Here is a 13,948-nt window from a genome sequence, read left to right as displayed (position 1 = left end):
ATGAGGGAGACAAAGCATGTGCAGAGGATGTCATTTACATGTTCATAGCGAAGAAAGTGTACTAGACGGCCTATCTAATGTAAAGCATCTAGTCGCTAAAGCAAAATCTAGTGGAATGACTGCCCTAGGTATTACCGATCATGGCGTATGCAGTGCAATACCAGATTTCATAACAGAATGTTTAGCAAATGGAATTAAACCGATTCCAGGTTGTGAAGTATATACTACAAAAAATCGTTTAATTAAAAATGAAGACATGGTAGAAAAGCGGATTAAATTGTGCGAAAAATATATGCTAATTGATAAAAAGGGAAAACCAAAACTGAAAGTTCTTCATGACTTTATTCGTAAAGTAGCCAAAGATATGAAAGTTTTTGAGGAAAAAGTTCATATAATTTTAAAAGATTATTTAATGTCTATAGGAAAGCGGACAGAAAAAACTTTAGATTTATTTTCAACCTGTGAAATTGATTTAGAAAATCAGTTCGTCTCTCCATCATCAAAAATATCAAAGTATAAAATTGATTCATTCAAAAAGGATATTTTCGACTATATAGATCATGGGAACTTTCATATGGTCCTTCTAGCAATAAATAATAAGGGATTGGAAGATTTATATGCAATTGTATCGGATGCTCATATCAATGGTTTCTATTCTGATCCTCGGACTGATTTGGCTTATATCCGTGATAGGGGTCTTGGTAATAACATTATTGCTACGTCTGCTTGTCTTGGGAGTTATTTTAGTCAATTGGTGTTGGCAGGACGCATTGAAGAAGCAAAAGAACATATTCATGAATGTAAAGATACATTTCATGAATTTTACCTGGAAAAGCAAGCTACTGAAATTCCTAAACAAATTTACGTTAATGCTGTAATTGATCAACTTGCTGCAGAAACAAATACACCTAAAATATTAACAACAGATGTGCATTACGCAAATAAAGAAGATAATGAAATACATGATATTTTGGTAACCTCCTCTATTGGAAAGTGCATTAATGATGAGAATAGACTTGTATATGCACATGAATTCTGGATGAAAACAGAAGAAGAGATGTTAGTAAAATGTAATGATATTGAAGCATGGAAAAATACCATGAGAATTGCGAATAAGGTAAATGTTACTTTACCGAAAGAACCATTATTTCCTAATTTTATTGTGGATGGCTCAGAAACAGTCGAAGATTTATTAAGAAAAAAGGCTTGGGATGGCTTGTTTGAAATGGCTTTAACAGATGGTATTGATGTGAATTCATATTCCAAGAGACTGCAATATGAATTAGATGTTATCTGTTCTGAAGGATTCCAAGATTATTTCTTAATAGAAGAAGATATGATTGATGCCGCTGTAAAGGCTGGTTTTCTAGTAGGACCAGGACGTGGTTCTGGAGCAGGTTCACTTGTATGTCGATGCTTAAAAATCACTTGGTTAGACCCTATTAAATATAATCTATTATTTGAACGTTTCTTAAATCCTGAACGTGCCGGATATCCTGATCTTGATGTAGATTATAGTTATGAAGGAACTCGATTTGTCTTAAATTATCTGAAACAAAAATATGGAATTGATAAGGTTGCACAAATCGGGACCAAAGGTACATTAGCAGCTAGAGCTGTATGTCGTCGTACAGGGAAAACACTTGGATTGGATACAGCGACTCAAGATGCTTTTGCAAAAGCGATTCCCTCACGACCAGGTATTACATTAAAAGAGGCGTATGCTGAAGAATCAATGGTACAGCAATATGCTCAAATGTATCCTAAGTGGTGGGAAGCGATGCTTGCTTTAGAAGGTCATGTTTCACAAGTGGGTGTTCATGCTGGAGGGATTGTTCTTTCTCCTGAACCAATTACAAAAGTTACACCACTTCGCACTGATAGTGAAGGGATTGAAACTACTCAATATGATATGGTTTGGATTGAAAAACTCCTTGTAAAATTTGATGTACTTAAAGTAGAGACACTTGATATAGTAAAGAAAACCTTGGAGTTTGCAGGCTTATGGGGGAAAATGAATATCTACCGAGATATTGATATTAACGATCCTCTTGTATTTGAGCGAGTATATAATGCATTAAATTTATCTGGGATTTTCCAATGTGAGTCTGATTTATTCAAAAAGATTATTTCTGAAATGAAACCCAACTCATTTGAAGATATTTCGGTAATTGTTGCACTGGGCCGTCCTGGGCCGTTAGATCTAATTCCTACATACGTTGCTCGTAAGTGGGGCAGGGAAGAATTAAAATATCCATTCAGTGCTTTAGAGCCAGTTTTGCAAGAAACCTATGGTGTTTGGGTTTATCAGGAACAAATAATGCAGGCTTCTAGGGTGCTAGGAGGATTGACACTAGGGCAGAGTGATATGATTCGAAAAGGTGTATCAAAGAAAAAGCACGATTTGATGAATAGATGGATAGATTTAATGATTTATGGAAGTGAAGAATATAAGAAAAGGCATGCTGAACTTGTTTTACAATATCCCAAAGATGCTGAAGGGAAGCCTACCCTTTGGGTTGATTATGATTATGCAAAACAGCCATATGTAGAGGGAGCAATTAATCGTGGATTCGATGAACAAACTCTACTTCAAATAAAAATTGATTGGATTAAGTTTGGTAACTATTGCTTTAATAAAGCACATTCAGCTGCATATGCATTGCTATCTGTCGTTACAGCTTGGTTAAAATGCTACTATCCTGTTGAATTTATGTCAGCGCTGTTAACCTTCTCAGAAAGAAAGAAAGATAAGAATAAGAAGCCTAAAAACATCTATTACATGAAAGAGTGTGAAGAGATGGGCATTACTATCCTTCCCCCAGATATCAATGAATCTATGGCAGGATGGGCACCTATCAAGACTGAAACAAAAGGTATATTTTTGGCTAATTCATTTGCTGGATTTACAACAGAAACCATTAATAAATCAAACGAAATACGCTATGGGTTATCTAGTATAGCAGGTGTAAGTGGTGAAACTGTAGATGAAATTATGCAGAACCGCCCCTATAAATCTGTTGAGGATATGTTATTAAGAGTTGATGGGTCAAAAGTGAATAAGACTAAAGTTACTGCATTAATAAAGTCTGGTTCTTTTGATAATCTAAGTAAAAATCGAAATCTCTTATTACGAAATTACATGCAGTTTCGTAATGAAGAATATGAACATATTCCAAAAACAACTAACAAGGGTGACATTGTTGATTTTGAAAAAGAATGTTTTGGTGTAAGTATTACAGTCAAATCCAGATGGGAGAAGTTAGAAGAAGGTAAGAGTGCTCAATTTACTGGAGTTATTCGTTCAGTAGAAAGTTGGAAAGCTCGTACTGGAAAAACGCACTATACACTTTCATTAGAGACTCAAGAAGAAGTAATCATGGTGACAGTATGGGGTTATCTAATGGAGAAGTACCAACAAACGCTAAGGCTAGGTAATAAGATAACAATCAAAGGAGAAAAGAGCAGAGATAAGTTTACAGCTAATTTTTTTCAAACTACTTGTTGATATGTATGAAGTTGAAATGCTGGTATAAGAAGGGGCACATATGAATTCGTATATAAAACATCTATTTCATGTTACTGTTCGATCATTGAAGCGAAAAACTTTCATAAAAGATTTTAAGTGTTGGTGGAAGTATAAGTATGAAGATCGCCCTTACTAGAAATCATGAGCTATATAGATATGGTAGGAAAAGGAGCATACTACTTGGAAAAATAGAGGCGAACTAAAAACAACAAATAACACCATACCTAAGTGCTAAAATTTCACGTACCGTAATAAAGAAATAAAAAACCAAACAACAGAACCAAAGAGGCTACACTGGCTTGTGTCGTCTAAACGTGCAGGAATGTTTAGAATTGGAGGTTTACAATATGTTGTGACTTGTAATTCTATTGCAGTTGAAAAAGTAAATGATTCATACCCACGTTCAAATTCTAGCAACAATGCAACCAGCTAGAATTTTTCACCAAAAAAGTCCCCTTAACATTGTTAATCGAATCTTATTTACATAATATAATTATGATTAATTACTGGGATTTGATGTTGAACAAAAGATGCTAATTGCTTTCTTAAATTCAATCGTTATTGTGTAGAAAGTAAACAATTATTCTTACATTCATGCGAAGATTATTATTTTAACGAACATTAATAGCTGAAATAACATTTGAGGAAAATTCTATTCAAGAAGAAATGAAGATTTTATGATATAATATATGTAATGCATTACACAGAAGGTAGAAGGGGATTATGGAGCTAACACTAACATAATTAGATTATCAAACAAAAGTAAATCGAGAGCTAGAATTAAAGGGAAATCTGCCCGTAAAACTAATAGAAACAACAGGTAAAAACTTTGTCCTACAACGAAAATATCCAAGTAACGCTGGATTTGATTCTCTTGCTCGAAAATTGATAAATCTATTATTATTAAGCCTGGTAAAAGGGCTTGTATTCCATTAAGTCTTGGTATCAATATTTCAATACATCATACTGAAGATTTGCGTCCTCGTAGTGACCTTACTAAGAAAAATAGGGTAATGGCTACTTATGGAACAATCGATATAGGTTATATAGGAGAAATACAAGCCAACATATTTAACCTTGGTAATGAAACACTCCATATTGAATCGGGAAATCGTATTGCACAATTAGTTGTATCACTGCTCGCTAAGCCTAATAAAGGATTCCTTTCTACAATTCTTGATGCATTTAGAACTCTATTAAAAAGAAAAGCAAACGGTGTTGCTGCTATGAAACTGGTAGATAATCTAGTAGAACTAGAAAAAAGATAGCAGTTTTGGTAGCTCAGGAGTTGCTTAAAAAATTAAAGGAAGATGGTGTTCATTATGGGTTTTAAAATGAAATACGAAATCGAAAAACAATACTTAACATCTAAAACAAAACGTCGCTCTGGTATTAAGATGCCTGGTGTTAAATTCATGGTTGCACATGATACAGGAAATCCTACATCTACAGCGCAAAACAATGTTACATATTATGAGAATAGCCGCAATGAGATGTCAGCATCTGCACATATATTTGTAGACGACAAGCGAATCATTGAATGTATTCCATTCTTAACAGGAACTCCTGAAAAGGCATGGCATGTACTCTATAATGTAACAAAAGATAATCAATTATTTGGTGGAGATGCTAATGATTATGCTGGTGGCGTTGAGTTATGTTTTGGTGGGAAAATTAATGGGGAAGAAGCGTATAAGCGTTATATTTGGGTGCTCGCTTATGCTTGTTACAAGTTTGGTCTTAATCCAGCTAACTCCATTACGGGACATGAAATTTTAGATCCAACACGAAAAGTTGATCCTAGCCAAGGTCTTCGTACAATGGGGAGAAGCTACTCTCAACTTTTAAAAGATATCGTTCGTGAATATAATAGCTGCATTAACGGTGGTGAAGATGTTACGATTTCTAAACCCCAACCACCAACAGGCGGCAGCGGTGAACCTATTGGTAAAGTTGTAATTACAGCAACGGCAGTAAGACTTCGTGATCGTCCTGGTATGGATGGCATTACTTTAAAATTATTAGATCATGGAACAGAGTGGGCGGTCTTTTACAAACAAGGAGACTGGTATAATCTTGGTGGCTCAAACCAATTCTGTACAGCGGATTCTGAATTTGTTAACTTTATTCCTTATAGAAATAATTCCGCTATACCATCTTCTGATTCAAGTAGTACTCTTCCAGATGGAGTATTAAAAAAAGGGTCTAGTGGGGAATCCGTTCGAGCTGTACAAAAAGCATTAACAAGTGTATATTTCTATCCTGATAAAAGTGCACCTAACTATGGTTGTGATGGATTTTATGGAGACAAAACAGTGAATGCTGTATATCGTTTCCAATCTGTTTATTGCAGTAATGCTGATGGAATCTACGGCCCAGAAACAAAACGTAAATTAATTGAGCAAATTAACAAATAAAAATAAACACTTAAAGGCTTTTTTCTAACGTATTCGCCTACTTATTTTGATAAAAGGAGATTATAATTTGAATGTTTCATGCACTTCCTGTGCATTGTTTGCATATATGCTTGTCATTCCTTTTACCTATAACACCGTACCATATTAGTTAAATAACCAAAAAGGAGATGCTCCATGGAAAAATATTTGGCACAAACACAGGCACTTTTAGGTATGATACAGGCCACTATTTCAGAAGAAGAATTAAAACAATCCAGTAAAGCAGGAGAAGAAATGTGGAAAGAAATCCGAGGAATTACAGATAATTACCAATTAAATATTCAAGAAATGCTAAATGCAATACTTAGTTGCCATTATACAATTTTAGAAGCAGTTAATGAACAAATTCATGAAACCAAAAAAGAAGAACAATAATAATGGAACATTAAAATAAACAGTTCAATTTTAATCATCTCATCAAATATTTTTTTACTTAAGGGTTTTTTTAGCAAAACATCCAAATTGACTAAAAATACGACCAGAACGTATTACTCGAAACAAGAAAACAAATTAGCGCTACGATTATATTATTCAGAATCACAACAGACTATCAATTCATACAATCTAAAGAATGCTATAGATGATCGGTAAAAAAATTGGCTCACTAACTAAAAAGAAAAGGGAATAAGTGATGAATAAATATAACAAAGGGAATAAAGATTTAAATTATCTTTATATCATTATTTCAATAATCACATTTGTGTTCATGTTAATAAATATAGGAACAGATTGCGAAATCTTTACTTTAATTACATCCACAAAAGTATTCATTTATGCAATTACATTATACGGATTAATTAAATTAGATATCTACATGAAAATAAATATTTTAAAAAATGAAAGGGAGGAAAGGAAAATGAAAAGCATCAAGTTTTTTAGTAACTCTAACTTTTTCTTTTCTAGTGTATTATTAATATCACTATTTATGCTCCTTTTTCAAAACACGGTTGAATCAGTCACAACATTGTTTATATGTTTACTAATCACTAGTATTGGCTTACTATTAGTGAATATATATTTCACAACTGATAGAGCATTAAAAATGCATAGTAGTATATTAAATGATGAAAAAGAAGAAAAATAAAGAGCCTAAAAAGATCTTTTTTCTAACTTAATAAAGCAACCCCCTGCCAAAAATGACAAGGGGTTGCTTGCGATTACATCTATTAATTTAATTAAGATAATTATAACAAATGAAACAATAGGATACAAGTATTGTTTTTTAGCAAAGCTTGTAAAATTATGTCTTCACAGTTTGTAGTAATTTATGCTAAAATGGAAATGCGATTACATACACTAGCAGGGGGACTGCTATGCCTATTAGGTGAAGTCTATCCTCATGTTAATGTTTGTTTAGTCGCACCTAAAAATAGAGTGCGTTTTTTTGTGCACCAAAAGAGATCTTTGAAAAAATAATACATGCTGACATAAAAAAAGAACCTTTTCGTTGGGAGCGAAAGGGTTCTGGTAGAGAGTTACCGTAATTCACCAAATAAAGGTGAGCTTTATCACATATGTAATGATAGTATAACGGAAATTCTCTGTCATTGTCAACGCAATGGGAGGAGAAAAAAGTGAGTGATTTTCAGGAGCAGAAGCTAAACTTAAAAGGGCGCACCGGAAAGCTACTTTACTACCGAAATATTGACACTGGTAGAGTCGCTGAGAAGGTAAGAATAGTAAAAGGGCAGCCGCAAACATATTTTACGCCGATATTGGATCGAGTATATTTTACAGAGAACGATGTTCGTAAATTCAACTTAGATCGCCTTGGCCAACCATTACCATATATGCATGGTCATATTGTAATGATCCATGAATATGTGTATGATTTTTGGGGGCATTACATACAAGCAGAAGGATTAGCATTATACGGACACTTATTGCGTCATTGTTATGGTGATAAAAACTGGTGTTTCCCTGACTTGCCACTATTGGCACAAAAAATGGGGAAAAGTGCAAATACAGTTAAAAAGTATCTGAAAATACTTGAAGACTATGGCTTTGTTTATAAGTTTTTAGTGCAGAGCCAGAAAAATAACAAAATGGATGAAAGTCCGCTTTATAAGGTAAGAAAAAAGGTTCCCTTCCTATCACAGGACTTGATTAATAAATTGCCTGAAAACCTAAAAGAGCACCATGAAAAATTCATGAATAGATTAGTAGAAAACTTTGAAGAGATTCCTGAATTCAATGCGGAAACTGATTACTCTCAAATCTATGATGATCTAACAGAGAGTGGAGAGCTTAGAAAGAAACCTATATCTCCAATGCATATTCAGAAGAGTGAATTCCTAAAAACAAGAGAAATTAGAAAATCACGTTCTGAAAAAGATATTGATACCTGGATGAAAGTATTAGAGATCATTCAACATACAAAGAACGTTTCTAAGCCATCATTTGAAACGTGGTTTAAAGGCAGCATATTCCTTGAAAATGGAAACCATTTCTGTATATATAGTCGAACTAAGTTCGCTGCAGACTGGTTAGCATCACATTATAAAGAGTTAATTATTGAATCTTTACAAGAATGTACGCATTTTGATGAAGATATTCATACACTTGTTTTTGACTACATGGAAGTAGCAGATGTACAAACAGGAGAAGAGTGAGATTTCACTCTTCTTTTTTTATAGCCAAATTTCATTTCTTTATTCTAACTATTTTCAACTCGATTACTGAAGGGGATAGTATAATAGAACTAGTAACTGAAGACGTGTGGTGGGAGATTGTATCCTTTCTTTCTCTGATCTCAAGGGAAAAAGGAGTTGTAACCGATATGGATTTTCACTACAAATATAGCAGAATGCTACGAAATTATTCGTAACAGTATTCATAACAACTTTTGTAACTGCTTATGCAAATAAGCTTGTAAAAGGCAGTAATCAACGTAAAAGAGCCACCTCCACGTCAGCCAAACGTAATAAATGTAATTCAAAACGAAAATAAACTTTTTGCAACCTACCACCTAACGGTAGAATTTATATATCAGACGGGATGTTTCCAGCATCTCGTCTTTTATTATTATGCACTAATTTAAGTAGTTAAAACTATTCGTGTAAGAGAGTTCATCTCTACATACTCATCATAAAAATTATCGGAACATTCACATCATTTATACTTAATGGATGACCCCGTTGTTATCGGCGTATCAAATTCTGATACCCTTGCCCATCAAAATTTGATACGCCGCCTATCAGAATTTGATACCCGTATATCCATTTTTTTACAACCAGCCTATCAAAATTTGATACCCTCGCCTATCAAATTTTGATACCCTAAAATAATAAATTTTTTTATTATTTATCAACAGCAGAATGCGTTTATCCCCAGAAAATCGCCCATCAAAATTTGATGGGTGAAAACTCGCCTATCAAAATTTGGCGGACCCCCGTCAAATTTTGATACCGAATCAAAAAGAATTTAATCATATTTTTTTATTATTAAATATAAAGAGTGAATAGTTAAATGAAGAAATTTTCTTTAACAAAATAAACAATGATTTTTGACCAAAACACTAAAAGCATCCATTCTTCATAGAAAACTTAAAATTACCATAAAAAGGTAAAGATATGTGAGCTAATATATTAAGGGAGTTCGATACAACTTCAAATTAGTGTTATTTAGATTGAAGAAATGGGTTATCTATTATTGTAGTTTTAAAAATACAATTTTTAGTAAGGGAAGAAAAAAACATATAAGCGTTAAAATATTTCTATATTATAAATATTTTAATTAATTACAAAAAAATTATATATATTCTTTTAATAATATATTGCACTGATTAATTGTTCATACTGTTATAATAAATTTGGCAATTAAATTGACTAAATAAGGATATTGGATTATAATAAATTCACATAAGAACGTAAGTTCGATTTTCGAAAGGGGAATTTTTTACATGTCTACTTTATTTCAAACAACTCAACAACTTATCATGGTAGAACAAATCTTAGAAACCAGCTTAGAAAGAATTGAAGAGATTTTAATTACATATGATGAGGAAATTATGGCAGATACTGAGTAACAAGGGAGAGTTTAATATAAGTAGATGACAAGGTTATTATTATAGAGGTGTGCGCCTATAATATAAGTTTACCTTGTTAGGGAAAATGAAAACACAATACAAAATGTCGTATTTATATATAGATAATATTAAAATTCATCAAGGAGGATTACATGATTCGAATTGCAATAGGAATTAAAGGAAAGAATAATGATTATATACCTGTAGGAGTCTATATAGACGGTTCGGTGAAGGAGTTAACAGTTAATGAACTCAATGAAAATGAGTGCAATCACTATAACGAATTATCAAGATTTTTGCATAGAGGGAGTTTCTCTAATAAGAAATAATAGCATTAAATAAGGAAAAGAAAAATCAATCTATTTTACACTGTTATTTATTATATATAAGATGGTCTTTAGGTATATATTTGATCAAGCCTGGAGCCTTCAGTGCCTCCAAAGGAGGATTGTACATTAGTCATTGAAGTTAAAACAGTAGATAGGTAAATGAAGCTAAATATTATTTTTTATTTTAATGCCTTTTGTACAATTTTTATTTGGTTCGGAAGGATATCTAGTAGCTAATGGTAAAAGATTTTAAGCATCCTAAATTAGGGACTAATCCCTGACGTATCCTAAGTATAGACAGAACATTTTCAATGGCATTTATTTTAAAAATAAGTATGTCTCTTAAACGATACGACATATTTCCTAGATATGATATATCCTCATAAATATCATATTTAAAATTAGATAGAGCTAAACCTATAGTATATTATTTATTGATGAAAATGTAACATTAGAATAGCATCTATACATAAATTAAATGTACTATTCTAGAAAATTCTTTCCCCTCAAGTATATAAAGGATAATCATTCAACAATAAATTGAGGATGAATTTTGACTTTGATATAATTAGTTTTAAGAGATGAGAGCTTGAGATAACAATGAAATAAGATAAGTACACTAGGTATTTTTATGGATTGATAATAAATCGAAAATATAAAGAAGTTATTCAACATCAGAAAGGAATCCATACAACATATTAGATGCTTATAATTTTTGATAAAATAGCCTTTGGAAAAAAGCTATGGTTAATTATTCGAGAATGGATTTTTTAACGAAAAGCAACGACTAGTCGAAAAATCACTACTTTAACTAAACCCGTAAGAACTACGAAGTAGTGGATAATTCACTGCTTTTAAGCACCCTATTTTAATAGAAGAAAACAATAATTTTAATGAAATTAAAACTATATTGATTATTCAATCTTTTATGAAGAACTTTCTTAAGCTAGTAACAGAAACATTAAACCAATAGATAGCAAAAAAATAATGCCTTCATTCTAAGTTTAAACATTTATGTACCAAATCTAATCATAATAAAGGGGAGCTATATTAAAACCATGAAAATATAGTAAATTATGATGTGGAGTTATTTTTTTACGAGAATTATGCTACGTCAGTTACATATGATATTCAAATTGATATCTAGTCGTATTTTTAGTATAATGATAAAGTATCGATACATCAGAGGACGCTCTGATTAGTCGCATGTTATAGGTTATAACATGCGACATTCATTTCAATTCATAAGATCAGTTTCACTTATAAAGTGTGCATAAGACAAAAAAACCTTCCTGATGAACAGGAGGGTTTTACTGTTTTTTTCTACTTACTTTTAATTAGTTTACATAAGAAATCTTATCGGTAGTCATAAAATGTAAAAAAAAACCATCTCAAATAGACTACATAACTTATAATTATGAGATATTAAGTATAAATATAAGTTATGTATAAGTGAAAAAACTATATATAATTATGTAAAAATATATTGATTATAAAACATTATTTTGTATTAATGTAAAAAGTATTTCTTATGAAAATGTTTAATCTCAAAACAAAAAGTAATCTTGTATTTTGAGACGAAATAAGAAATTATAGCATGCTACAAAAAATGTATATCTTCCCTATTAATTATATACATAAAAGTAAATATAAAAACTCAAAGGAAATCTCCCTTTCGATCGTCTTGTTGAGCAGATGGACTTCTTTGCAAGCTTATTGAGTCATTCTTCATTTATTTTGAATTGATTAAACTTTTTGAATTTTATTCTAAAGAATTTACTCTTATTAACATAAGTCATTGTTTTCTCTTTTGAATTTGGAGTATCATCTGTAGAGGCTTTTTTCAGAGCTTTGTTGTGAATCTCTTTCAAAACTATTTCCAAAGCTGTATCACCCAATGATTCAAGTTTTGTTTCATAATAGTATCCATGGTTATGAGAATAGCGATCCTTGACTTCGTTTACAGGGTTACTCAAATCAATTGCTTTATCTTTGATGTCGTAAAACTTACCGGATACATAAGATACATAGTAAATTGCACTCTTTTAATTAGTAGATTTTAGGTTTACGAAATTTCTTTTTCGCTGCATTGTATTTGTATACAAATACAAGTGTCTTCCAATTGATATAGTTTCTCTTCTCTTGTGAATAGAGCTATCTATAAAAAGGTTTGCATATAAGTAGAATTAAGTAAAAACAGTTGTATATTTGTAAAAATACTTTCATTACTTCAAGCTCATCCATTTTAATAATTGCATGAATTGTACAAAGAGATTATAATGAAGAAACAGAACATATGTCATATGAATTATATATGATTTTCCTAAAAGAGATTCTCTATTACAGAGGATCTCTTTTTAGTTGAAATTTATATGTACAAATAAAAAGTAATTTATATTGAATAACTATATAATTTAATTCAATATAAAAATCCTTTTCTTTATTATATGTAAACAAAGAAAAGGATTTTATTAGATGTGTAATTTTTACATAATTAAAGTTGGGTTTATGGTTATTTAAAATTATGCAAATGGATAACATTCCAAATATGTTGGGATTAATACATAGTGGCTAATTAATTTGGGATATAGATTAAATTTCATAAAAAGATTCTTAAATAAGAGGACCTTTTTTGAGAAATAATTCAACTGTTCTCCAAACGGGTGAATAGCCATCATTAGCTAGATCTTGTATAATAGTATTTCGTTCTCTTTCAGTAATAACATATTTAATCTGCTCTTCTCCTATTTTATTTAACCAAATTATAGCATAACGGTATTTGTGCATAGATATCACTGCTCCTAATAAATAAAATAAATTGCTTTTTAGTTTAGTATAGAAATTATAAAGAATAACCTTTAAAATAATTGATCTTTTTCTCAGTGCTTAATTTAATTAGTTCTGTATTTTATGAGTTGATATATTAATGTACTTTATACTGAATTAAGTTAATAATTATTGCTAATATCATTCCTCATAAATATTTTCAAGCAGCTGTATAAATAGATCTTATTTTGATTATCTTAATGATCTAAGAATTAGAACGGTTTAATTACTGTAATGAATATGTGTAACTCGTCTTGCATTATTTATTGCTTATAGTGTTTTAATTGCAGTTTCTTACTGTAGTATGTTATTTTACTTATGGTATTTACTCTTTAATTAATGATGTAACTTATCTAAGAGATAAAGGAGTATCTGGTTTTTTAGTAGCCTCTTATCAAAGTGACAATTCCATAATGTTTTGTGTTAAGAATTGTTTTACAGCAGGATTCTTTTGTATTTTTAGCCACTTAACATAGGCTAAATTATCTGTACCAAATGCTCCAGATCTTTTGGAGTAAGGAACTTCTTTTTCGAATTGTATCCATAAATTAATGTGCTCTTGCGGATGGGCTTGTGCAAAAGTATTTGTAATAAAAATTGCTTTCGAAATGTATTCCATGCTCATAGGTTATTCCCCCTCAAATAATTTTATGTAGTTTTCATTATTAGTACACTATAAGTAGGATTAATGTTACCAGATTTAATATAGGATTCGTGAGAAAGATTGGTCATCAAGTAAAACTGAAAATAAAATAATGTTAGATTCATTTTTTATAGTTTT

Annotated in this window: 11 protein-coding genes; 8 read left to right on the top strand and 3 right to left on the bottom strand. The window is 31.2% G+C overall.

The window, feature by feature from the left end; translation table 11 throughout:
- The first annotated feature begins 16 nt into the window (after positions 1-16).
- From dnaE to MR160_RS03625, 8 genes are all read left to right on the top strand, one after another.
- Positions 17-3,508, top strand: a complete 3,492-nt coding sequence (gene dnaE, locus MR160_RS03655) for a DNA polymerase III subunit alpha (RefSeq protein WP_098311497.1) — start codon at positions 17-19, stop codon at positions 3,506-3,508.
- A 905-nt stretch (positions 3,509-4,413) separates the two neighbouring features.
- Positions 4,414-4,797 (top strand): dCTP deaminase domain-containing protein, encoded by a 384-nt coding sequence (locus MR160_RS03650; protein WP_141526687.1) that lies wholly within the window; start codon positions 4,414-4,416, stop codon positions 4,795-4,797.
- Between the two features lie 54 nt (positions 4,798-4,851).
- Positions 4,852-5,946 (top strand): peptidoglycan recognition protein family protein, encoded by a 1,095-nt coding sequence (locus MR160_RS03645; protein WP_000505941.1) that lies wholly within the window; start codon positions 4,852-4,854, stop codon positions 5,944-5,946.
- 174 nt (positions 5,947-6,120) lie between these two features.
- Entirely contained in the window at positions 6,121-6,360 is a 240-nt protein-coding gene (locus tag MR160_RS03640) for a hypothetical protein (protein WP_000417402.1), read from the top strand.
- A gap of 481 nt (positions 6,361-6,841) precedes the next feature.
- Positions 6,842-7,069, top strand: coding sequence for a hypothetical protein (locus MR160_RS03635; RefSeq protein WP_141526688.1), 228 nt, complete (start codon positions 6,842-6,844; stop codon positions 7,067-7,069).
- A gap of 490 nt (positions 7,070-7,559) precedes the next feature.
- A complete protein-coding gene (locus MR160_RS03630) occupies positions 7,560-8,597 on the top strand; it encodes a helix-turn-helix domain-containing protein (RefSeq protein ID WP_012614848.1) in 1,038 nt (345 codons plus the stop codon).
- A gap of 1,289 nt (positions 8,598-9,886) precedes the next feature.
- Complete coding sequence (locus MR160_RS34785; RefSeq protein WP_012614840.1) at positions 9,887-10,012, top strand: hypothetical protein; 126 nt, start codon at positions 9,887-9,889, stop codon at positions 10,010-10,012.
- A 152-nt stretch (positions 10,013-10,164) separates the two neighbouring features.
- Positions 10,165-10,341, top strand: coding sequence for a hypothetical protein (locus tag MR160_RS03625; RefSeq protein ID WP_012614842.1), 177 nt, complete (start codon positions 10,165-10,167; stop codon positions 10,339-10,341).
- A 1,721-nt stretch (positions 10,342-12,062) separates the two neighbouring features.
- On the opposite strand, the gene MR160_RS03620 is transcribed toward MR160_RS03625, so the two are convergent.
- The 3 genes from MR160_RS03620 to MR160_RS03610 all read right to left on the bottom strand — a co-directional run bounded on the left by MR160_RS03620 (position 12,063) and on the right by MR160_RS03610 (position 13,792).
- Positions 12,063-12,224 (bottom strand): hypothetical protein, encoded by a 162-nt coding sequence (locus MR160_RS03620; RefSeq protein ID WP_012614830.1) that lies wholly within the window; start codon positions 12,222-12,224, stop codon positions 12,063-12,065.
- A gap of 730 nt (positions 12,225-12,954) precedes the next feature.
- Positions 12,955-13,128, bottom strand: coding sequence for a hypothetical protein (locus tag MR160_RS03615; RefSeq protein ID WP_012614829.1), 174 nt, complete (start codon positions 13,126-13,128; stop codon positions 12,955-12,957).
- A gap of 433 nt (positions 13,129-13,561) precedes the next feature.
- The gene (locus MR160_RS03610) at positions 13,562-13,792 is read right to left on the bottom strand and encodes a hypothetical protein (protein WP_000061604.1); all 231 of its coding nucleotides are present in this window, start codon (positions 13,790-13,792) and stop codon (positions 13,562-13,564) included.
- Positions 13,793-13,948 lie beyond the last annotated feature (156 nt).

The organism is Bacillus cereus group sp. BfR-BA-01382, assembly GCF_022663475.1.
In the GTDB taxonomy this organism is placed as follows: domain Bacteria; phylum Bacillota; class Bacilli; order Bacillales; family Bacillaceae_G; genus Bacillus_A; species Bacillus_A thuringiensis_S.
This window is presented reverse-complemented; position numbering and strand designations above follow the sequence as displayed.